18 protein-coding genes and 1 pseudogene are annotated in these 23635 nt (G+C 39.3%); 12 read left to right on the top strand and 7 right to left on the bottom strand.

All coding sequences use genetic code 11. From position 1 onward, the window contains the following. The first annotated feature begins 21 nt into the window (after positions 1-21). Positions 22-1605, top strand: coding sequence for an IS66-like element ISAba25 family transposase (locus EGS71_RS06480; RefSeq protein ID WP_001094424.1), 1584 nt, complete (start codon positions 22-24; stop codon positions 1603-1605). 5 nt (positions 1606-1610) lie between these two features. Here the strand turns inward: EGS71_RS06480 and EGS71_RS06485 are convergent. From EGS71_RS06485 to rpsB, 5 genes and pseudogenes are all read right to left on the bottom strand, one after another. Beyond that, positions 1611-1718: pseudogene (locus EGS71_RS06485) on the bottom strand (branched-chain amino acid ABC transporter permease); the annotation flags it as partial. Positions 1719-1812: 94 nt separating this feature from the next. After that, entirely contained in the window at positions 1813-2637 is an 825-nt protein-coding gene (locus EGS71_RS06490) for a helix-turn-helix transcriptional regulator (RefSeq protein ID WP_000554500.1), read from the bottom strand. Between the two features lie 97 nt (positions 2638-2734). Further along, the gene (locus tag EGS71_RS06495; RefSeq protein ID WP_000182521.1) at positions 2735-3220 is read right to left on the bottom strand and encodes a DUF3465 domain-containing protein; all 486 of its coding nucleotides are present in this window, start codon (positions 3218-3220) and stop codon (positions 2735-2737) included. Between the two features lie 66 nt (positions 3221-3286). Continuing rightward, positions 3287-4162 carry a translation elongation factor Ts gene (gene tsf / locus EGS71_RS06500; protein ID WP_000125378.1) on the bottom strand — a complete coding sequence of 292 codons (876 nt, stop codon included), beginning with the start codon at positions 4160-4162 and terminating at the stop codon, positions 3287-3289. Positions 4163-4299: 137 nt separating this feature from the next. Beyond that, positions 4300-5052, bottom strand: coding sequence for a 30S ribosomal protein S2 (gene rpsB / locus EGS71_RS06505; protein ID WP_001982118.1), 753 nt, complete (start codon positions 5050-5052; stop codon positions 4300-4302). A gap of 209 nt (positions 5053-5261) precedes the next feature. Here rpsB and map point away from each other — a divergent pair, with 209 nt between their 5' ends. The 4 genes from map (at position 5262) to EGS71_RS06525 (ending at position 10561) form a co-directional block, all read left to right on the top strand. Beyond that, positions 5262-6089: a type I methionyl aminopeptidase gene (gene map / locus EGS71_RS06510; protein WP_001089491.1), complete on the top strand. Its 828-nt coding sequence runs from the start codon at positions 5262-5264 to the stop codon at positions 6087-6089. Between the two features lie 204 nt (positions 6090-6293). Then, complete coding sequence (locus EGS71_RS06515) at positions 6294-7412, top strand: OmpW/AlkL family protein (RefSeq protein ID WP_002010440.1); 1119 nt, start codon at positions 6294-6296, stop codon at positions 7410-7412. A 413-nt stretch (positions 7413-7825) separates the two neighbouring features. Then, positions 7826-9172 carry an MFS transporter gene (locus EGS71_RS06520; RefSeq protein ID WP_000097625.1) on the top strand — a complete coding sequence of 449 codons (1347 nt, stop codon included), beginning with the start codon at positions 7826-7828 and terminating at the stop codon, positions 9170-9172. A gap of 174 nt (positions 9173-9346) precedes the next feature. Continuing rightward, positions 9347-10561 carry an MFS transporter gene (locus EGS71_RS06525; RefSeq protein WP_000169413.1) on the top strand — a complete coding sequence of 405 codons (1215 nt, stop codon included), beginning with the start codon at positions 9347-9349 and terminating at the stop codon, positions 10559-10561. 243 nt (positions 10562-10804) lie between these two features. Here EGS71_RS06525 and sthA read toward each other — a convergent pair whose 3' ends face one another. Next, a complete protein-coding gene (gene sthA / locus EGS71_RS06530) occupies positions 10805-12217 on the bottom strand; it encodes a Si-specific NAD(P)(+) transhydrogenase (RefSeq protein ID WP_001137505.1) in 1413 nt (470 codons plus the stop codon). Between the two features lie 196 nt (positions 12218-12413). Between sthA and lipA the strand changes: the two genes are divergently transcribed. The 3 genes from lipA (at position 12414) to EGS71_RS06545 (ending at position 16663) form a co-directional block, all read left to right on the top strand. Continuing rightward, positions 12414-13427, top strand: a complete 1014-nt coding sequence (gene lipA, locus EGS71_RS06535; RefSeq protein ID WP_001289259.1) for a lipoyl synthase — start codon at positions 12414-12416, stop codon at positions 13425-13427. A 283-nt stretch (positions 13428-13710) separates the two neighbouring features. Then, complete coding sequence (locus EGS71_RS06540) at positions 13711-16176, top strand: acyl-CoA dehydrogenase (RefSeq protein ID WP_000576659.1); 2466 nt, start codon at positions 13711-13713, stop codon at positions 16174-16176. Between the two features lie 103 nt (positions 16177-16279). Further along, positions 16280-16663, top strand: a complete 384-nt coding sequence (locus EGS71_RS06545; protein WP_000043121.1) for a carboxymuconolactone decarboxylase family protein — start codon at positions 16280-16282, stop codon at positions 16661-16663. Positions 16664-16701: 38 nt separating this feature from the next. On the opposite strand, the gene EGS71_RS06550 is transcribed toward EGS71_RS06545, so the two are convergent. After that, positions 16702-17238 carry a cysteine peptidase family C39 domain-containing protein gene (locus EGS71_RS06550; RefSeq protein ID WP_001196980.1) on the bottom strand — a complete coding sequence of 179 codons (537 nt, stop codon included), beginning with the start codon at positions 17236-17238 and terminating at the stop codon, positions 16702-16704. 221 nt (positions 17239-17459) lie between these two features. On the opposite strand from EGS71_RS06550, the gene ahcY reads away from it, so the two are divergent. From ahcY to EGS71_RS06570, 4 genes are all read left to right on the top strand, one after another. Continuing rightward, positions 17460-18842, top strand: a complete 1383-nt coding sequence (ahcY, locus tag EGS71_RS06555) for an adenosylhomocysteinase (RefSeq protein ID WP_000994845.1) — start codon at positions 17460-17462, stop codon at positions 18840-18842. 71 nt (positions 18843-18913) lie between these two features. Then, positions 18914-19750 carry a methylenetetrahydrofolate reductase [NAD(P)H] gene (gene metF / locus EGS71_RS06560; RefSeq protein ID WP_000167014.1) on the top strand — a complete coding sequence of 279 codons (837 nt, stop codon included), beginning with the start codon at positions 18914-18916 and terminating at the stop codon, positions 19748-19750. An 18-nt stretch (positions 19751-19768) separates the two neighbouring features. After that, the gene (locus EGS71_RS06565; protein ID WP_001078578.1) at positions 19769-20491 is read left to right on the top strand and encodes a 16S rRNA (uracil(1498)-N(3))-methyltransferase; all 723 of its coding nucleotides are present in this window, start codon (positions 19769-19771) and stop codon (positions 20489-20491) included. Between the two features lie 134 nt (positions 20492-20625). Further along, a complete protein-coding gene (locus EGS71_RS06570) occupies positions 20626-23475 on the top strand; it encodes a putative bifunctional diguanylate cyclase/phosphodiesterase (RefSeq protein ID WP_000016034.1) in 2850 nt (949 codons plus the stop codon). Positions 23476-23635: the final 160 nt, after the last annotated feature.

Here is a 23635-nt window from a genome sequence, read left to right on the forward strand (position 1 = left end):
GACCTCAGGCATACTGCGGTCATGAATACGCTGCCTGACTTAAGCCAACTGACCCATGAACAACTGCTGGAATTCACCAGACAGTTGGCGATGCAGCATCAGTCTCTAGCACAATCAAACCAACAATTGGATGCCAAAGTTCAACATCTTTCTATTCTCAATCAAAAATACGAGCATGAACTGGCGCTGTTTAAAAAGCACAAATTCGCCCAAAAGAATGAACACTTAACGGCAAAACAAATCCACCTATGGGATGAAGCGGTTGAAGAAGATATTGCTGCTGTTGATCTGGAATTAGAACGATTAAATGCAGATAAAACCGATGCAGCGACACAGAAAGCCAAAACCAATAAACCTAAACGTCGACCACTGCCAGATCATCTACACACCATCCGTATTGAGCATGAACCTGCATCAACCCAATGCACTTGTGGATGCCAACTCCGTCGTATCGGCGAAGATGTCAGTGAGAAACTGCATTTCAGACCGGCACAGTTCTATAAGGAACAGCATGTGCGTGGTAAATGGGTCTGTGATCAGTGTGACACTCTGACTCAGCAAGCGATGCCCGCCTATGTGATTGATAAAGGCATTGCTTCACCTGAATTGCTCAGCCATGTGCTGGTATCGAAGTATGCCGATCATTTGCCGCTGTACCGTCAACGTCTGATCTATCAGCGGGCGGGAATCGAACTTTCTAGATCAACTTTATCTGACTGGATAGGTCGCTGCGGTGTAGAACTGGAACCTCTGGCCAATGCCTTAAAAGAGGTGGTGCTGCAACAGCGGGTGCTGCATGCAGATGAAACACCGGTCACCATCATGCGGATGGGTGAGAATGAGAAAAAACCGAAGAAAGGTTATGTCTGGGCCTATGCCACCACACAGTACAATCCAGTTCAGGCGGTGATCTATGACTTTCAGGATAGTCGTTCAGGCCAGCATGCTGCAGAGTTCTTGAAAGGCTGGCAGGGCAATCTAGTCTGTGATGATTACAGTGGTTATAAAGCACGCTTTAAATCAGGCCAGGTCATAGAGGTCGGCTGCATGGCCCATGCACGTCGTAAATTCCATGAACTGCATGTGACCGGGAAAAGTCAGGTCGCTGAACAGGCATTGGTGCTGATTCAGAAACTGTATGCGATAGAAGCAGAACTCAGGAAAAAGACCGATGGTACAGCGGAAGACCGCCGCGAATACCGACAACAGCATAGTCAACCAGTGATGCAACAACTATATGAATGGCTCAACCAACATCATCTGACAGTGCCATCGAGTTCTCCCACCGCCAAGGCCATCAATTACACTCTGAAGCGTTGGCCAGCCTTAAGCCGCTATCTGGATGATGGCAATCTACCGATATGCAACAATTGGGTAGAGAATCAGATGCGTCCCTGGGCGTTGGGGCGCAAGAACTGGCTGTTTGCAGGTTCGCTGCGCAGTGGTCAGCGAGCGGCAAACATCATGACTTTAATCCAGTCAGCAAAGCTGAATGGGCTGGATCCGTATGCCTATTTAAGTGATGTGCTGAAAAGGTTACCGACACATAAAGTGACCCAGATTGAAGAGTTACTGCCGCACTGCTGGAAACCTAAATCGAATTAAAAAATAGGTATGGGATTCAGCGGACGCTTACATATATCTATCGCCCCTCGTAAAAAAAGATGCGGTGGTCGGCTTTTAGAAAATCTAATAGATTGATTTAAATGAGTATTCATCCCTAGACATCTATAACAGTTATTATTTATAGATTTTCTGGTATTTAGCTCAGCTTCTCTTGAACAAAATTGCGGTTAGCACTGCAAATAAATTTTAAAGATTAAGACTCGCCACATATTGGGTTGGTGTAACACCCATCGCCTTTTTAAAATGACGATTAAAATGGCTTTGATCAGAAAAACCACATTGCTGTGCAACCATTACAATTTGAACGCCTTGTTTTAATAATTGTCTCGCTTTTTGCAAACGCGCCTGTACTAACCATGCATGAGGCGGTAAACCTACATGTTTTTTAAATTGTCTTAAAAAATGCCATGCACTTAATCCGACCATATCAGCCAATTCCTGCAAAGAAAAATTCTTTTCAGGCATATCAGCTAACAAATCTTTAACTTTTAATACTTTTGAATAAGCTTCTGGTAACTCGCAAAAGGTGTGTCTTGACTTACCATGACGTACCATTAAGCATGCTAATGTTGATAAATACATGGTTTCTTTAAGCAAAAAATTGTCTTTTTGTTCTAATAAATCAAATAATAAACACAGTTGTTGAGATAATCCCAAGTCCTGAATTACAGCTTGCGGAAACCAAGGTGCCCCATGGCCTTGCTCAAAAAAATCTTGGCTTACTTCAGCAAGCATTTCGGGTGTAGGATAGATTGCACGGTAACGCCAGCCCGATTCAACAGCAGATGAGCCTGTGTGAATTTCATCTGCATTAACTAAAATAATGTCACCTTTAGGGGCAACATGTAGCTGACCCGTCCTAAAAAAAGACTGTGCACCCTCTTCAATGACACCAATACAATATCCTTCATGAGTATGCTTTGAAAATTGTGTTTGGTGATAATGTGCTTTTAATAATTCTAAACCGCCCAACTCTCGCAAATGCAAGTAGTCAGCCTGTTCCCGGTGCATATATACATCTCATCTATTTATCTACAAAAAACATAGCATGTTTTAAAAAGATGCATAGAACAAAATTGCTGTTATGGGGAAATGGATATCCTATTTTCTATTGATAAATACGACCATTATGTTTTAGCCAACCATTTTCATGACGGTTCTGGGGATCATGATGCGTCCAATGTAATACTCCACCTTTTGCGTTATATTCATATTCCCCGTTAAATTCGACAATATCACCCTTTCTTAAATCTTCAATTTTTGGTGCTAAATCAATATTATGTGCTACTAAAATTGAAAGTCCATTTTTTAATACCAAAATAAATTTCTGGTGTCTCGACCCATCATTATCTTCTCTTAAGATTGCTTTTACTCGACCACTACCCTGCACTTGAATGTTACTTTGTCTACGTTCATAAGCAGCCTTTATGGTATCTACTCCATCATTTGAAAACGTCGTTTCAGTACGCTGATTCGCAGGTATGCTTGATGATGGTGTCGAATTGTTTTTATGCCCAGATAAGTCCAGACCCAAATATGCAGCAATCAATAAAACAATTATGCCGCCAATACCTAGATTCTTTTTATTTGTCATCTTTATATTCCGTTTTCAACAGAGATAAAAAAAGCCCCATAGGGGGCTTTTTTTTGAAGATACGAATTACTTCGCAGCAGCTTGAGCAGCAGCAACTTCTTCAGCAAAGCTAAGTTCAGCTTTTTTCTCGATACCTTCACCAACTTCGAAACGTACGAAGTTAGCAACATTTGTACCAGTTGCTTTTAGTACGTCAGCAACTTTTTTCTCGTTGTCGATAACGTACATTTGACGGTCAAGAGCAACTTCGTTTAAGTATTTCTCAACAGAACCAGTTACCATTTTCTCAACGATGTTCGCTGGTTTACCAGATTCTAACGCTTTCGCTTCAGCAATTTCTTTCTCTTTAGCGATAAGGTCAGCTGGAACAGCTTCAGCATTTACTGCTACTGGGTTGAATGCAGCAACGTGCATTGCAATACCTTTACCAGTGTCAGCATCACCAGTATAAGAAACTACAACACCGATTTTTAAACCGTGTTTATAGATAGCCAATTGTTCGCCTTCAACGATTTTCGCACGACGAACTTGGATGTTTTCACCGATTTTTTGAACAAGCGCGATACGAGCTTCTTCAACTGATTGGCCATCAGCTAATTTTAATTCAGCAATTTTAGCAGCATCAGTTTCGCCAGCAGCTAATGCAGCAGCAGCAACTGTGTGTGCAAAGTTAGAGAAGTTTTCGTCTTTAGCAACGAAGTCAGTTTGACAGTTTACTTCAACTAAGATCGCTTTATTACCGTCTTGAACGATAGTGATTGCACCGTCAGCAGCAATGTTGCCAGCTTTTTTAGCAGCTTTAGCTTGACCAGATTTACGAAGGTTATCAATAGCAAGTTCGATGTCACCGTTCGCTTCTGTTAATGCTTTTTTGCATTCCATCATTGCAAGACCAGTACGGTCACGTAATTCTTTTACCATGCTTGCAGTAATTGCAGTCATGTTGATCTCCTAAAATCGGTAGAAAATAAATCTGTTCAACAAAAACGGCCCAAAGAAACTCTGGGCCGTTTGCACTCTCGACGCTTAATTTGCCACCATTACATGTCGCAAAAATGACAAGCCTGCGTCAAAACGCATTAAGCCTCAGAAGCGTCTTTCGCAGCGTCATCGCCTTTTGCTTGAGCGTTCGCTTGAGATTGAGCGTATTCTTTACCAGCAAGAATTGCATCAGCCATAGCTGAAGCATATAAAGTTACTGCACGGATCGCATCGTCGTTACCAGGAATAACGTAATCTACGTTGTCTGGGTTAGAGTTTGTATCAACGATACCGATAACAGGAATACCTAAGTTTTTCGCTTCTTTGATTGCAATCGCTTCGTGATCAACGTCGATTACAAATAATGCGTCAGGTAAACCACCCATGTTTTTAACGCCGCCTAAAGAGCGCTCAAGTTTTTCCATCTCACGAGTACGTTCTAAAGCTTCACGTTTAGTAAGCTTAGCAAAAGTACCGTCTTGAGATTGAGTTTGAAGATCTTTTAAACGGTTGATAGATTGGCGAAGTGTTTTCCAGTTCGTCAACATACCACCTAACCAACGGTGATCTACGTATGGTTGACCAGCGCGTTGAGCTTGTTCACGGATGATGTTAGAAGCAGCACGTTTTGTACCAACGAACAAAACTTTATTCTTTTTGCTTGCTAATTGGTTAGCGAAGTTCAAAGCATCATTTAACGCAGGAACAGTGTGCTCAAGGTTGATGATGTGAATTTTGTTGCGCGCGCCAAAAATGTATTGACGCATTTTTGGGTTCCAGAAACGAGTTTGGTGACCAAAGTGCGCACCTGCTTGAAGAAGGTCGCGCATGCTTACGTTGTAATCTGCCATTTTCTTTACCTTAAAAGTTGGGTTAGGCCTCCATATATCCGCATTCTCCACCTTTTTACGGGCACCCAGAGTAATGTGACGATATATGTGCGGATTTTTACTCCACCTATCAAAATTCTTCGTAAAAGATATTCACGAAAAGCATTTGATAAAATGGGCGGCTATTTATACCATAGACGCTTGTAAATTACCAAAAGTTTTTAGAGATCATGAACAGTACTTATACAGCTCCACGTCGATTAATCAAAACTCCAGATGAAATTGAAAAAATGCGCATTGCAGGACGACTGGCGGCTGAAGTTCTAGATATGATCAAGCCGCATATTAAAGCTGGTGTAAGCACACTCGAGCTTGATACGATTTGTCGTAATCATATTGAAAATGTACAGCACGCTATTCCGGCCTGTGTAGGTTACGGTGGTGCGCCAGGACGCCCTGCTTTTCAACACTCTATCTGTACTTCGGTTAACCATGTTGTATGTCATGGTATTCCTTCTGAAAATAAAATCTTAAAAAACGGCGATATCCTTAACATCGACGTGACCGTCATTAAAGATGGTTATCATGGCGATACCAACATGATGTATATCGTGGGTGGTGAAACTTCTATTCTGGCAAATCGTTTATGTAAAGTAGCTCAAGAAGCGATGTATCGTGGAATGGCAACAGTTAGAGATGGTTCGTATTTAGGCGATATTGGACATGCCATCCAAAAATATGTCGAATCAGAGCGTTTTAGCGTAGTGCGTGAATATTGTGGTCATGGCATTGGTACCGTTTTCCATGATGAACCTCAAGTGTTGCACTATGGCCAAGCTGGTACGGGCATGCGTTTAGAAGCTGGTATGACTTTCACTATTGAACCTATGGTAAATGCGGGGGTTTGGCAAACCAAATTGCTTGGTGACAAATGGACAGTTGTAACCAAAGACCATAAACTTTCAGCTCAATATGAACATACTATTTTAGTCACTAAAACAGGGATTGAAGTATTAACAGCTCGCCCAGAAGAAGATCTTTCACGCTTCAATCAATAATTTAATCAAAATTAATAAAAGGCTGCTTTATGTAGCCTTTTCTTTTTTATTTTGTACTTTTTATTAATAAAAATTTCCAAATATAAACAAATATTTCAAAAAAATTACAATTATTAATTTTTAATACACAATTATTTCAATAAAACGCGTTATGGTGGGCTCAATAAAAATCAGTAAACAAATGCTCGGACATGGAGTCCTTTTATGATGAAAAAGTCATTATTTTGTATGACAGCTGCCTTATTTGCTCTGCCAACAGTCACTTCCGCCGCTTCCCCATATTTTAGTTTAAAAGATGGTGATGGTTTCAAACGTTTTTCAGTCTCAGCTGGTTGGCTCCATGCTATGCCTCAAGGCTCAGGAAATCCTGTCAATATCAATACTAGCGTTGCAGAAGGTACAAAATCTAAAGTTGGAGATGTATCTACAAAAGCCGTTTTAGACGCAATCGATCAAAGTAAATCTTCAGGACAATTTTGGCATAGCACTATTAACCTTCTTGATAAGTTTACAGACACTCTTCCCTCATCACTTGCGGGTACAGCAGAAATTAATGGTCTTTCTCAATGGGAACAACAAGGTTCTGGCTTAGAAGCTGCTGATGTTGATACCGTTGGTCTTATGTTTAACTACAACTTTACGGATAATTTATCTTTAGAAATTAAAGGTGGTATTCCCCCTAAAGTAGATATTAATGGAAAAGGTAATATTTACGCTCCCCTCTCTGGAAAAGCGACTCCACTAAAAGATGGAACTGTGATTGGAGGAATCATCGGAGATGGTATTGCCAAAGCGGGTGGAGATATTCCTTTAAAGCAAGACATTCATATTACTGATCTTTCTCAGGGCGGTAAGGCTGCGACCGCACGTGCATGGTTACCAGCTGTTGAGCTACATTATCAATTTGGTAAAACAGGTGTAAATAAGTTCCGTCCTTATATCGGAGCTGGCGTGATGTATGCATACTTTAATGATTTAAAAATGAATTCCGGTATTGAAGCTGATTTAATTCAAGCGGGTCACATGATCCAGAATATCCATGATAATAAAGCAGGTGCAGCATTAGATCGTAAAACATCTTCTGCTAATCCTATTGTGAAACTAGAAGCGACAGATACATTTGCACCTATCGTTACCGTAGGAGCAACTTATGATTTTAATCCGAACTTGTTTGCTGTAGGCTCAGTTTCTTATTCGAAAATGAATAGCGAAGCAAAAATTTATGTGACTGATCAAAATACAGGTAAAGAATTAATTCAGGCAAATAGCAAAATTGATATTGACCCGCTTATTACTTATTTAGGTGTGGGTTACCGATTCTAAATCTCAAAAGCACACAAGCTATAAAAGCTTTACTTAAGCTTTTATAGCTTTTTTATTTATCCTGCCAAAATTGCTTCTTTTTAAACCAAAATGCCAAAAAAATGAGCATTTTTTAGGATCATATTTACTAAGTTCAACCTTCTTTATTTTTTATTAACACCTCTTCTTTTAATTCCTTTTCTCTAATGATTTTTATGTTAGACAACTAACCTAATAAAATTAAAAACTAAGATTTTCCTTTTAGTAAAAATTATCTTTTGGCACGCCCTTTGCTTTATTTATGACATGATGAATCAATGGCGATTCAATGGATAAACCAAGACGGCCAAAGATGTCCGCTCTGATCGGTATGCAAATAGACAATTCATTTTGTCGTGCAAATTAAAATTTCGTTCAGTTCAGGGGGACGGCGTATGTCTTCAAATATTAATTTAGATGCAAAAAAAGCGACTGAAATTAAATTATTCAGTTTTTCAACCCCAGCCATGCGTGCTTTCCACATGACTTGGCTCGCGTTCTTTGTCTGCTTCTTCGCATGGTTTGCTTGCGCTCCATTAATGCCCGTTATTAAAGGTGAGTTCGGCTTAACCAAAGATCAAATTACCAATATTAATATTGCCGCCGTTGCAATTACAATTTTAGTGCGGCTTGCTGTCGGACCACTTTGTGATAAATATGGTCCGCGTATTACTTACACCACCCTTCTCTTACTTGGCAGTATTCCTGTATTTGGTGTTGCCGCTGCCAACAGCTATGAATCTTTTCTTTTCTTCCGTTTACTCATCGGTGCAATTGGCGCAAGCTTTGTCATTACGCAATATCATACCAGTATCATGTTTGCACCAAATGTCGTAGGCACAGCAAATGCAGCTGCTGCGGGTTGGGGTAATGCTGGCGGTGGTGCAACACAAGCTCTAATGCCTTTATTACTCGGTGCAATTGTCATGTTCGGTGTCGAGCAAACTATGGGTTGGCGCGTTGCATTAATCGTACCAGGCGTAATGATGGTAATTGTTGGGGTTCTTTACTGGAAACTTACCCAAGACTGTCCTCAAGGAAACTTTAAAGAAGTTCGTGCACAAGGTATTGAGGTGGGTAGTGGTAAAAAAGGTGGCATGGCAATCTTAATGCAAGCGGCTCGTAACTACCGTGTCTGGATTTTATTCCTCGCTTATGGTGCTTGCTTTGGTATTGAAATTTTCATCCATAATGTTGCCGCAATGTACTATGTTGACCAATTCAAAATGGATTTAAAAACAGCAGGGTTAACCGCAGGTATATTTGGACTTCTTGCCTTATTTGCACGTGCATTGGGCGGTATTATTTCCGATAAAGTCGCACTCAAAAAAGGTTTAGACGGACGTACTAAAGTACTTGTACTGATGATTTTAGGCGAAGGTTTATTCTTAATACTCTTCTCTCAAATGAACGTCGTAGCTCTTGCAATTATTTCCATGACAGTTTTTGCATTGTTTACCCATATGGCTTGCGGAGCAACATATGCACTGGTCCCTTTTATTGACCGAAATGCATTAGGCGGCGTCGCAGGCATTATTGGCGCAGGTGGAAATGTGGGCGCAGTAGCAGCTGGTTTCTTACTAAAAGGCGTACTTGATATTCAAACTTGTCTATTTATTTTAGGTGGACTGGTTATGGTTGCAGGCTGTAGTGTAATTTTGATTCGCTTCACAACCGAGCACAAAGAAAAAGAAAAAGTACTTTTTGAACAGGCTCTACTTGAACGCAATTCAGCAGCTTAATTCTGATAAGAAGCAGAAATCACAAATGATTTTTGCTTCTTCACCTTTTTCATAATAATCCGAAATCTCTAAGATACTTTTTAATTTTTCTTAAAATAATTTTATAGATATATCGATATTATTCGATATATCTTCTACAATGATTTATCACATTCTTATAATTTTCTACTCACAATGACTAAAACAAGCCATCAGTTTTCTCAATCACTCATTTATATGCTCATTGGAAGTGCCATTATTTTGGCTTTGTCACTAGGTGTACGACATGGTTTTGGGCTTTATTTAGTCCCGATGAGTCATGAGTTCGGTTGGGGACAGCATGTTTTTAGTCTAGCAATTGCCATGCAAAATCTAATCTGGGGTGCAGTTCAGCCTTTTACTGGGGCAATTGCAGATAAATATGGCAGTAAAGTTGTGGTAACAGTCGGCGGATTACTTTATACCCTTGGCTTACTCTTAATGGCTTTTAGTTCAAGTGTACTCATTTTGAATTTAAGCTTAGGTCTGATTATTGGTTTAGCTTTATCAGCAACTTCTTTTACAGTTCTGCTTAGCGCAGTAGGCCGAGCTGCTCCGCCAGAAAAAAGAAGTATGGCAATGGGTATTGCCAGTGCAGCCGGTTCTTTTGGCCAATTTATTATGCTGCCTTCTACCCTTCTCTTACTTAAGACAGTGGGGTGGTCATCAGCTTTAATGGTAAGTGCGCTGTTAATCGCTCTTATTATTCCTCTAGCATGGATGTTAAAAGGGCCAAGCAACCAAACCCCAAAAGCAATTGCCCAACCTCAGCTCACCTTTAAACAAGTACTTCACATTGCGAGAAAACATAAACCTTTTTGGTGGTTAGCTTTAGGCTTTTTAGTATGTGGCTTCCAAGTTGTCTTTTTGGGTGTTCACCTACCAGGTTATTTAATCGACCACGACTTTGATGCCGCTACAGGTACAGTGTTTCTTGCTTTAGTCGGATTATTTAATATCGTAGGGACTTATGGCGCAGGCTGGTTAGGAGATCGTTTCTCGAAACCTAAGTTATTAATGGCACTTTATGGTAGCCGCGGCATCGCAATCATTGCTTTCTTATTATTACCTCTAAGCACTTATACAGTATATGCTTTCGGTATTATCATGGGGCTTCTATGGCTTTCTACGGTTCCTCTCACCAATGGTATCGTGGCAAATATGTTTGGTGTTAAATACCTTTCAATGTTAAGTGGTATTGTATTTTTCACCCATCAAGTCGGGTCTTTCTTTGGTGGTTGGCTTGGTGGTGTTAACCATGATTTAACAGGTAATTACAATGCGATTTGGCTCTGTTCTATCGCATTGAGTATATTAGGGGTAATCGTACATTTCTTTGTAAATGAGGAGGCTGTTATTCATGACGCATAATGCCGTACTTTTGAAAACAATTGTGACTTTCCTCATCTTAGCTCTTCTGGTTTTATCTATTGTTTTATGGAAACAGACACCTGATTTGTTTGAATATTTTAATCAAGCATTTTGTGCACACTAGAGGGATGAGACGCTGAAATCACTCTGTACATTGTCATAAAAATATAAAAAACATATGGTCTAATAAAAATAAAAAAGCCCGCAAGTTTGCGGGCTTTTTCATGAAAAACTTATTTAAAATCAAAATAAACGATTCATACCATTAAGTGCAGCTACACGGTATGCTTCAGCCATGGTTGGATAGTTAAATGTCGTTTCAACAAAATATTTCAAAGTATTGTTTGGGCTGTGCATAACTGCTTGTCCAATGTGGATAATTTCAGCAGCATTATTACCAAAACAGTGAATACCTAAAATTTCCAAAGTGTCACGATGGAAAAGAATCTTCAACTCACCTACTGTATCACCGGTAATTTGTGCACGCGCTAAATGACGGAAAGAAGCCTGACCGACTTCATACGGAATTTTCTCTTCCGTTAATTCCTGTTCATTCTTACCAATAGATGAGATTTCCGGAATGGTATAAATACCTGTAGGGATATCACGTACTGGCTTCGCATCTTCACCACTCATGTTTGCACCAGCACAGCGCCCTTGGTCATAGGCAGCCGAAGCAAGTGAAGGCCAACCAATCACGTCACCAGCAGCATAGATGTTTTCAACTTCAGTTTGATATTGATCATTTACAGAAAGTTGACCACGGCTATTTGGTACCAACCCAACATTTTCAAGACCTAAACCTTCTGTGTTACCTGAACGGCCATTACACCAAAGAATCGCATCAGCTTTAATCTTTTTACCACTTTGTAAATGTAGAACAACGTGGTCATCAAATGTTTCAAGATGATCCATTTGTTCATTGTGACGAATCAACACGCCCTGTTCACGTAAGTGATAAGACAAAGCATCGGCAATTTCATCATCTAGATAACTTAAGAGTTTTTGTTGAGTATTGATCAAATCAACTTTGTGGTCTAAACCAATAAAGATTGAGGCATATTCACAGCCAATAACACCTGCGCCGTAAATAATGATTTTTTGAATTGAGTAATCAAGATCAAGAATTTTGTCCGAATCAAATACGCGCGGGTGGTCAAAATCAAGACCTTGCGGATGATAAGGACGACTACCTGTCGCGATCACGATTTGCTTACAGATAATTGTTTCTTTAATGCCTTCGTGGCTAAAAACTAAAACTGTATTTTTGTCTTGAATATATGCACGACCATGGAAGACACCAATTTTGTTACGGTCATAAAAGCGTGTATGCGTATCAACCTGTTGTTGAATCACTTTGTGCGCATTACGCAAGACCTGTTTCATAGTGAACTGTTTCCATTCACCTACTTTTTGAAACATTGGATCACGCTGATAGCGAATAATGCTAGAAACTGTTTGACGTAATGCTTTACTTGGAATGGTTCCTACGTGTGCACAGTTACCACCGAGTTGATCACGTACATCTACAATTGCAACACGCTTACCAGCTTTTGCAAGCTTCATTGCCGCGCCTTCACCTGCAGGTCCAGAACCGAGAACTACCGCATCGTACTTAACGAAATTCCCACTAACGACCTCTTTTTTACGTGGCATTGAAAGCTCCTTCCTCTGTTGAATGACCATATTTTATAATAAATTATGGCTAATATGCGGTGAATTTATGTATTTCTCAACCCTATATTTCTGAATAGCCACATTTATTATATGAATAGTTATTTTCCGCTATTACTTGTAGAAGTCCGCTATAATACAATGTCAATGTCTCTATAAACGAGTGGAAAAGTTAAATATGTCAGAACACCGTAAACCTGAACAGGGTGTAAAACTTCGTGGCGCAGAAAAAGTCGCAAGAATTCCTGTAAAAGTTGTACCTACGGTTGAAGTGCCGCGTAAACCTGACTGGATTCGTGTCAAGATGACGGCACCAGAAGAAGTTCAGCGTATTAAAACGACTTTACGTGCTCAAAAACTCCATACCGTTTGTGAAGAAGCAGCTTGTCCGAACCTTCCAGAATGCTTTGGCGGTGGTACAGCAACATTCATGATCATGGGTGATATTTGTACACGTCGTTGCCCTTTCTGTGACGTAGCGCATGGTCGTCCCAATGCATTGGACCCTGATGAACCACGCCACATGGCAGAGACAATTGCCAATCTTAAGCTCAAATATGCAGTAATCACTTCGGTTGACCGTGATGACTTGCTTGACGGCGGTGCACAACATTTTGTGGACTGTATTAAAGAAGCTCGCGCACTTAGCCCAAATACATTACTTGAAATTTTAGTACCAGACTTCCGTGGACGTATGGATATTGCTTTACGCATTATGACCGAATGTCCACCAGACGTATTTAACCACAACATTGAGACTGTACCTCGTCTATATAAAGCGATGCGTCCAGGTTCAGATTATCAGCACTCTTTAAACCTATTAAAAATGTTTAAAGAATACTGCCCAGACATCCCAACAAAATGTGGTTTGATGGTGGGTATTGGTGAAACTGAAGAAGAAGTCATTGCATTGCTTGATGACTTACGTGCTCACGATGTCGACTATGTCACTATTGGTCAATACTTGCAGCCTTCTAAACAGCATGCACCAATTGACCGTTTTGTAACACCAGAAGAATTTGAACGTTATGCAGAGCATGGCCGTAAACTTGGCTTTAGAAATATTTGGTCTGCACCAATGGTTCGTTCAAGCTATTTTGCTGATCGCCAATACTATGGTGAACCTGTTCCTGAAGTTCGTCGCAAGGTAGATCCTGCGAAAAAAATTGCGGTACAAGCAATCGAAGCTTAACACTTCATAAGTATTAAAAAGGCCTTCAGATTATGAGGGCTTTTTTATTTATACAAGAAAATCAATAACATTTCTTGACAAATCGATAAAACAAGCCATTACACTTTCATTCAAAAATATTTTATACCTAAAAGCACGATATATCCCTGCTCTAGCATATACATCAATTGCGACATAAAAAATCAAATTTAAACAGCATTAAAAAATTCGCTAGTTAAGCCTTAAATCTCTCCTCGCTTTTTTATTATTTCTAACTTGAGGGCTTATCTAGCAAGGAGCAAGTATGATTTTCCTACTCTTTGTTTTAAGTATTGTCATTCAGCTTGTTGCAATATGGGCAATTTTCTTTTTTAACCTAAATAGAGTCACTGGTAGTGTTATTACGATTGCTGTAGCCATACTTACTGCTTTCATTTTAACGCCGTGGGCATTACTTTTAGGGATTCCCCTTATTGCACTTAGCATTATTATTTTGTTTAAACCTTTACGGTTTAACTTAATTACCCAACCTGCATATAAAACTCTGGCCAACTCAATGCCGAGCATCAGTACCACTGAACAAGAAGCCTTAGAAGCAGGAACAAGCTGGTGGGAAAAAGAGTTATTTATGGGGGCTCCAGATTGGTCGCAATTTGAAAAATATCCCTATCCTACACTTTCACCAGAAGAACAAAGTTTTATTGATAATGAAGTTGAAGTGCTATGTAGCATGCTTGATGAATGGGAAATTCACCATCAATTAAAAGACCTTCCTCCTGAAGTTTGGCAGTTCATTAAAGATAAAGGCTTCTTGGGTCTTATTATTCCAAAATCCTTTGGTGGTAAAGAGTTCAGCTCATTTGCTCAAAGTCGCATTATGAGCAAAATTGCCTCGCGTTCATTAACTGCTGCGGTGAGTTGTATGGTTCCTAACTCATTAGGACCCGGTGAATTACTCATGCATTACGGTACAGATGCGCAAAAGCAGCAATATCTACCGGGACTTGCTAAAGGTGAAGAAATTCCATGCTTTGGTTTAACCAGTCCGGAAGCAGGTTCAGATGCAGGTGCAATTCCAGATTCGGGTGTAGTCTGCTATGGCGAATATGAAGGTGCTCAAGTTCTTGGGCTCCGCATGAATTTCTCTAAACGTTGGATTACGCTCGCTCCAATTGCCACAGTGGTCGGTCTAGCATTTAAACTTTATGACCCCGAAGGTTTACTTGGAGATAAAACTAAAACTGAGTACGGGATTACCTGTGCTTTAATTCCAGCCAATCATGCAGGCGTAAAAAAAGGTGCACGACATTATCCAGGCTCTCCATTCATGAATGGGACAGTAGAGGGTGAAGATGTCTTCATTCCAATTGACTGGATTATTGGCGGACAAGAAAATGCTGGTAAAGGCTGGCGCATGCTGATGGAATGCTTAGGTGTTGGCCGCGGTATTTCACTGCCAGCATTGGCCACGGCCGCAGGTGAAATGAGCTATCTCACTGTCGGTGCATTTGCAAGAATTCGTCAACAGTTCAATATTTCTGTCGGCAAGTTTGAAGGTGTACAAGAAGCAAGCAGTGAAATTGCCAGCGATGCCTATATGCTTGAAGCATTCCGTTATTTAGTGACGTGTGGTCTAAACCAAGGTGGAACCCCTGCTGTAATGACTGCCATGGCAAAATACTATGCAACTGAAACAATGCGTAAAGTGGTTAATCACGGAATGGATATTGCTGGAGGACGTGCAATTCAACTTGGACCACGCAATTTCCTTGCTCTCACCTATCAAGCGATTCCAATTGCCATTACGGTAGAAGGTGCAAACATTTTAACCCGCTCGTTGATGATTTTTGGTCAAGGCTCAATGCGTTGTCATCCTTATCTTTTTGAAGAATTGCAATTACTTCAGTCTGACGACAAAGCCAATGCCGTACAAAAATTCGATGATTTGTTGTTTAAACATTTAGCCTATACCTTTAACCGCGGTGCTAGATCATTTGCTTATGGTTGGACAGGTGGTTCGAGTGATGCGCCTCAGTCAGCAGATCAATTCACTGCAAGTTACTATAAAACCATCAATCGTTTTAGCGCCAATTTTTCACTTGTTTCCGATATGGCGCTAGGATTACTCGCAGGAGATCTAAAGCGTAAAGAAATGCTATCAGGCCGCTTGGCAGATATTCACGCGCACTTGTTTATTGCCACTGCAATTTTAAAATATTATGAGGCTGGACAAAAAACTGAAGCTGAACAACTTCATGCCAAACTAGCACTGCAAAAAGCATTCTTGAATATTCAGGAAGCATTTTGGGGGCTATTTGACAACTTCCCAGCCAAGCTTCCAGCAGCATTTGTTAAATGGATATGCTTCCCGTTAGGTCGTGTGATTTCAAAACCTGACGATGAGTTAAAACAACAAGTTGCTGAACTCATGATGGAAGAACATCCGTTTAGAGAGCAACTCAAACGCCATGTGTACTATTCAACTGAACCTAATGATGTCACTGGCCGTCTAGAGCACACGTTCCAAATGTTAAGAACCATTGAACCGCTTTGGGATAAGTTTAAGAAAGCTGAATCCAAAGGCAAGTTTACGGGTCTTACTTTTGAAGAGAATATTGCGCAAGCGATAAAAGAAGGCTTTATTTCTGAAAGCGAAGCTCAACAATTATTGCAGTACAACGCAATTCGATTCGATAGCATGCTTACCGATGTTTTTGATGAAAAGTTAAATAAAGACCTACCTTTATCAAATCCTCATCAAATAGTATGACTGATGCCTCCACTAATTCACTATTGCAATCATTTTTGATTCGCATTAATTAATAAACAGCCATAAAAGCGTCACTCGACGCTTTTATTTTTAGGAGAAATTAATGTCTAAGCAAGATTACGAAAATGGATTAAAAGTACGCACAGAAGTGATGGGAGAAGCTTTTGTAAAACGTGCCCAAGAAAATACTGTGCCCTTTACCCAGCCTTTACAAGACTGGATTAATGAACATGCATGGGGATCGACTTGGCAACGTGAAGGTGTGCTGCCACGTAAATATCGCTCATTAATTACTTTGGCAATGTTAACTGCACTCAAATCACCAACAGAACTCAAGGGCCATGTTCGTGGTGCACTCAACAATGGTTGTACAGTTGAAGAAATTCAGGAAACTTTATTGCATAGCCTGCCATATTGCGGTGCCCCTGCTACTCAGGAAGCTTTCCGGGCTGCGTTAGAAGTCATTCAAGAATATCAACAACAATAACTTCAGTATGAGCCAGCACTTTACTGGCTCATTTAAGTTTAATTCAATTTAGTCGAATGAATATTTAAATTACGGTCACCAATTACGACAGCCTGACGGCAAATACCTTCTGCTTTACGTTGATTCTCAAAAACTGCTGCCGACATCGGCTCAAAACTATCAAAAAAGCAGATTTCATTTTGATCTATAGAATAAATGAGCGACTGATTCCCTACCCCTTCTAAAGTGTCGTAGTACACAATCACCATTTTTCCATTTTGCGTCTCTGTTTGAATATCTTGATAGCTCAGCGCTGGCCCAGTTGGTATTCTTAATACCTTTGCTTCTTTATAGCTCATGCGTTCGCTTGGGCTAATGTTAGGATCATGATCTGAGTGAAATGACACCTCAAAGCCCAACTTTTTTAAAGCAACGGCTAAAGCAATCGTATAAGTTCCTTCATCGTCATAGCGGCAAACTTTAATCAGCTCAGCAACATCAATTGGTACTCCATGATGTTGAAGTACCATCCAAACTGCAAAAAGGCCACAGTTCGCTTCGAGGTTTGCCAAAGATTCGGGAATATTTAAGGCCATAATTTAAATCTAAAGTCGTAATTACGCAGATAATAAACAAAACTGGATTGGCACTAAAAGCTTTTCCAAGTACAATGTTCCGCTAGTCGAGGGATGCTGCGACAAATGATCGGCACTAAAGATCATTTTGCCAGGCTCGACGATCGGTTAAACAGTTGTTTTAACCAACAACGGCATCCGCGAACAGAATGATCAATACTATTTTTTCCTAGGAGATCCTGATGAACGCGGTTAATGCTTCATTTACAGATTACAAAGTTGCTGACATCTCACTTGCTGACTACGGTCGTAAAGAAATCAAACTTGCTGAAGCAGAAATGCCAGCTTTAATCGGCTTACGTAAACGCTATGCAGCTTCTAAACCACTTGCTGGTGCAAAAATTCTTGGTTGTATCCACATGACCATTCAAACAGCGGTTCTTATTGAAACGCTTGTTGAATTAGGTGCTGAAGTTCGTTGGACATCTTGTAATATCTTCTCGACTCAAGACCACGCTGCTGCTGCAATTGCTGCTCGCGGTATTCCAGTTTTTGCTTGGAAAGGTGAAACTGAAGAAGAATATGTATGGTGTCTTGAACAACAAATCAATGTAAATGGCCAACCTTGGGATGCCAACATGATCTTGGATGATGGCGGTGACTTAACTGCTCTTGTTCATGAAAAATATCCTGCTCTTTTAGAGCGCATTCACGGTATTACGGAAGAAACTACAACAGGTGTTCAACGTCTTATCGAAATGTGGAAAGACGGCACTTTAAAAGTACCTGCAATCAACGTAAATGACTCTGTTACTAAATCTAAAAATGACAACAAATATGGTTGCCGTCACTCGTTAAATGACGCAATCAAACGCGCAACAGATATGCTTTTATCTGGCCGTCGTGCGCTTGTGATCGGTTACGGTGACGTAGGTAAAGGTTCTGCTCAATCTTTACGTCAAGAAGGCATGATCGTTCGTGTAACTGAAGTTGACCCAATTTGCGCAATGCAAGCATGTATGGATGGTTATGAAGTTGTATCTCCATACAAAAACGGCGTACAAACAGGTAAAAAAGAAGACATTAACCACGATCTTCTTGGCAACACTGACCTTGTTGTAACAACAACTGGTAACTACCATGTGTGTGATGCAGCAATGTTAGACAGCTTAAAAGCTGGTGCAGTTGTATGTAACATCGGTCACTTCGATACAGAAATCGACACGGCTTATTTACGTGGTTACAAGTGGGTTGAAGTTAAGCCACAAGTTCACCAAGTTTATCGTTCAGAAGACGAAAACAACTATCTTATCCTTCTTTCTGAAGGCCGCCTTGTAAACTTAGGTAATGCAACTGGTCACCCATCACGTGTAATGGACGGTTCTTTTGCTAACCAAGTTTTAGGTCAAATTCACTTATTCCAAGAGAAATTTGCCGACCTACCTGCAAGTGAAAAAGCTGCAAAAATTCGCGTAGAAGTTCTTCCTAAGAAACTTGACGAAGAAGTTGCTGCTGCAATGGTTGCAGGTTTCGGTGGTGTACTTACTCAGTTAACTCAAGAGCAAGCTGATTATTTAGGCGTTGCTGTTGAGGGGCCATTCAAATCTGACGCTTACAAATACTAAGAACATAAGGGCAGACGGTGAACCGACTGCCCTTTTTTCTAAAAATGTTTCGCTGTTTACAAGGATTTGACATGACTAAACGTACACCTATTTCTTTTGAGTTTTTTCCGCCAAAAACTGATGCTGGTGCTGAAAAACTTCGTATTGTTCACCAAGAATTACAGCAATTAAATCCAGAGTTTTTCTCGATTACTTATGGTGCTGGTGGTTCTACTCGTGAACGCACACTTGCTGCTATTGAAGATTTCAATGGTAAAGGCACTCCTGTTGCCCCTCACCTTTCTTGTATTGGTGATGATAAGACGCGTATTGCTGAACTACTCGATTTATACAAAGCTCAAGGCATTGACCGTATTGTCGCTTTACGTGGTGACTTACCATCTGGACAGGTTGGTCTTGGCGAACTTCCTTATGCTCAAGATTTAGTACGTTTTATTCGTGAGCACTCAGGCGACCACTTTCATATTGAAGTTGCGGCTTATCCAGAAATGCATCCTCAAGCCGAAAGCCTTGACTCAGATATCCAACGTTTTATTGAAAAAGTACAAGCTGGTGCCAATGCGGGAATTACTCAATTCTTCTTTAATCCAGACTCATACTTTTATTTTATAGAGCGTTTGGAAAAAGCTGGAATTAACATTCCAGTCGCTCCTGGTATCATGCCTATTACCAATGCAAGTAATTTAATTCGCTTTGCAGATGGTACTGGTGCTGAAATTCCTCGCTGGATTCGTAAGCAATTACAAGCCTATGGCGATGACAGTGAAAGTATTAAAGCTTTTGGTCATGAAGTTGTTGTTAAGCTATGCGAACGCCTCATTGCAGGTGGTGCACCAAGCTTACACTTCTACTCAATGAACCAAGTCGAACCAACTCGTCAGCTTGTTGTTGACCTTGGTTTAAATTAATTTTGTAAGGCGTACCCAATGAATCGTTTTTTTATCGAAACTGAACTTACAGTTGGCTCAACAATTCAACTAACTGAATCAGTCTTCCATCATTGGGTACGTGTTTTACGCGCACAATTACAAGAACAAGCCATACTATTTAATGGCCAAGGTGGTGAGTATCTCGCGACATTGACCGAAATTAATAAAAAAAATGCGTTTGTCACTATTGAGAATTTTAATCCTGTAAACCGTAATGCCCCATTTAAAGCCATTCTTGGTCAGGTCATGAGTAAAGGTGACCGAATGGATTATGCCATTCAGAAAGCAACTGAACTTGGCGTCAGTAAGATTCAGCTCTTGACCAGTGAACGTTGCGAAATGCGTTTGAAATACGACCGCGATCAAAAAAAATTAGATCATTGGCAAGCTGTTGCAATTGCAGCATGTGAGCAATGTGGACTCAATTTAGTTCCAGAAGTTTTAGCACCTATTTCTCTTTATGAATGGTTAAACTCATCTGACCTTCCTGCATCTAAATTTGTTTTAGCTCCTGAAAAAGAGCAAAAAGATGTATTGGCAGGAATACAACCTGAACTAGCCCTCTTAATTGGTCCTGAGGGTGGTTTAAGTGACAATGAAATTACTCAAGCCAATCAAGCTGGATTTATGAACTGGTGTATTGGGGACCGTGTATTACGTACTGAAACTGCACCTGTTGTAGCATTATCTATTTTAAATTATCGGTTTTTATCCATATAAACTTATTGAACATTGATTAAATCAACAATTAAAGTTAACTTACTTTTACGGTATGAATATTAATTTAAATTTTTTTCCACTGATAAATCAGATTCTTTCTGTATAAATGTAAAAAAATAGGATAGAAAAATCTTATGTCTGGCCTTCAGGAAGAATATTTACAGCATCAAACAAAAATTGAGCAGCTTCGCCTCTCAATTCAATATATCCGCTGGTATCTTGTTAGCCTAATTTTACTGTGCCTAATTTCAGCTATTATTTTCTTTTGTTACTTTACTTCTTACATTACAAACTTTATTTGGTCAATTGGCTTTACTATTTTGACGCTTACTTGTCTATTATTTGTCCCAAAGCTATTAACACATTATCGTGATATTCATTTCATTAAGAAAACAGATTTAGTGCTACAAGGCATTTGTTTGGCGTCTGGAATTTTAATGGGAATAAATATCATTGTTCTGCATTTTTCCCTTCCTGACACTTTAATATCTGTTTCTGATGTTCATATCCTCATAGCATTATTTATTACCTCAGCCCACATAATTGGTCTTACATTTTTAACTCAACAACCTCGATATTTTTATTTACTCTTTATTCCAAGTACAGTTCCACTCATTATTGGACAGTTTACTCATTCTCAAATCACCCAACTCCCCTTTTACTTTGCTTATAATTTAGCTTTCGTCGCAACTTTACTTTGTGCTTATGCAACTCAGCGTAACTATCAAAAAATTTCTCAACTATTATTTAAAAATAAACAACTTGTTCAAGTAGCAGAACAGCATACTCAATGGGCTGAAGAGTTATGTGTACAGCTCCAACAAGAAGTAAATAAATCTAAAGATATTGAAGCACAGCTTCAATTTAATAATCATTTGCTCGAACAAAAGGTTCGGGAAAGGACATATGACCTCACTAAAATGAATGAGAGGCTTGAAAGCCATCATCATAATTTAGCATTTGCACATGAAACAGCAGGTATCCGACCGTGGGATTGGGATATTGAGAAACAAAAATTAGAAATAACGTTTTTTGATCAACAAAAACAAACTCAAAATACTCCTTTACACCTCAAGTCAATTTTAGAGCGCATTCATCCCAATGACCGAAAGTTATTTGATGAACGTTTAAAAGAACACTTGGAAGGAAAGTCTGATCACTTCAATATTACTTTCCGCATTTTACGTCGTAATGGTTCTTGGCGTTGGATTCATGACGTAGGACGTGTCATTAGCCGTGATCCTAAAACCAATAAAGCTTTACGTATGGTTGGAATGACCAGAGATATTCATCAGGAAAAAAAAGATCAAGAACATTTGAGACTTTCTGCGATTGTGCTTGAGCAAGCAGCTGAAGGAATTTTTATTCTAGATGAAAAACTCAACTATATTGAAGTTAACCCCTATTATGAGAAATTAACTGGCTTTTCAAAATCTGAATTATTAAGTCAGCAGCTATTTAATATCACAATAAATCAGAAGCTACAGCAACAACAATTTCACGACTCCATTACTCAACAACTTCTAAAAACTGGTGAATATATGGGCCAATTTGATGAAAAGTTTACATCGGGTAAAAGTGTCTATTTATGGCTTCATATTAATGCAGTTAAAGATGACTACAATCAAATTATTAATTATATTGGTTTTGCACGTGATTTAACCGACCAAAAGCGACAAGAGCAGCATTTATCTTATTTAAAAAATTATGATAGTTTAACTCACCTTCCTAACCGCTTTTACTATTATAATCAATTACATCAATATCTTGTTAATCCATCTTATAGTTTTAAAAATTTGGCTTTAATACGTATTAATATCGATAGATTTAGAGCATTTAATGAGTTTCTAAATAATGATAGTGGGGATGAGTTACTTAAACAATTTGCACAGCGACTACGACTGACCAATATCAATGCAATTTTAGTGGCTTACTTAAACGGTGATGATTTTGCAATTATTTATGAAATATCACCTATTCATCCCAACATTGAGCAATATTGCCAAAATATATTACAAGCTTTAAATGCGCCTTTTTATATTGATGAACAAGAATATTTCATTACAGCTTCTATTGGAGTCGCTTGTTTCCCTGAGCATGGCCGACAAATTGATCACCTCAACAATCATGCCGAACAAGCGTTGTCGGAAGCAAAACGTTTAGGTGGCAACACTATTAGCTATTATTGTAATAAAACTACAAACCCATATAAGACAGCAGACTTAGAACAAGAGTTGCGTAAAGCCATTCAAAATGATGAATTTGTGGTGTATTACCAACCAAAAATTAATTTAAATGACAAATCGATTAAAGGTTTTGAAGCCCTCATTCGCTGGCAGCATCCTGAAAAAGGGTTAGTTATGCCGAATATGTTCATTCCTTTTGCTGAACGTAGTAGCCTTATTTCCGATATTGGTAAAGTCGTTTTAGATAAAGTTGGCAAACAGCTACAAGAATGGAAAAAAGCTGGCTATGCCGATGTTCGAGTTTCTGTAAATATTGTTGCTCAACAAATTCATCGAGGTCTTTTACTCAGTGATTTAGACGAAGTTTTAGACACATATCATCTTGATGGTTCAAATTTAGAACTAGAAATCACGGAATCTGCTTTATTAGATAATACTGACAATGTAAAAAAACTATTACACTCCATTAAAGAACGTAATATTTCAATTGCACTAGATGATTTTGGCACTGGATATTCATCGCTAGCTTATTTAACAGAATACCCAATCGATGTTTTGAAAATTGACCGAGCCTTTGTTTTGAAAATCGGTGATCAAAAACAAGAAGCAATTGTGAATGCGATGATTGCGATGGGTAAAAGCATGGGATTAAAGCTAGTTGCTGAAGGTGTAGAAACCAAAGAACAAGTTATTTATCTACAAAAGCAGCAATGTGATTTTTTACAAGGCTTTTTCTTTAGCCGTCCACTTCATCCAAATCAGATTCTTCAATATCTACAAACAAATACGCATATTTGATAATTGTTTTAACAGTCTATTTTACATGCGCTGGTTTTTCCAAAAATGAGCGTTTTTGACTGTGAGAAATAGAGAAGTAGTGTTATATTCTTTAGCATTTAGCTCACCATGAGGCTATTGGCCATTCGTCTACCTATTATGTTACTTGATATAATTTTGT

Origin of the sequence: Acinetobacter sp. FDAARGOS_559, from assembly GCF_003940475.1 — a bacterium.
GTDB lineage: Bacteria > Pseudomonadota > Gammaproteobacteria > Pseudomonadales > Moraxellaceae > Acinetobacter > Acinetobacter baumannii.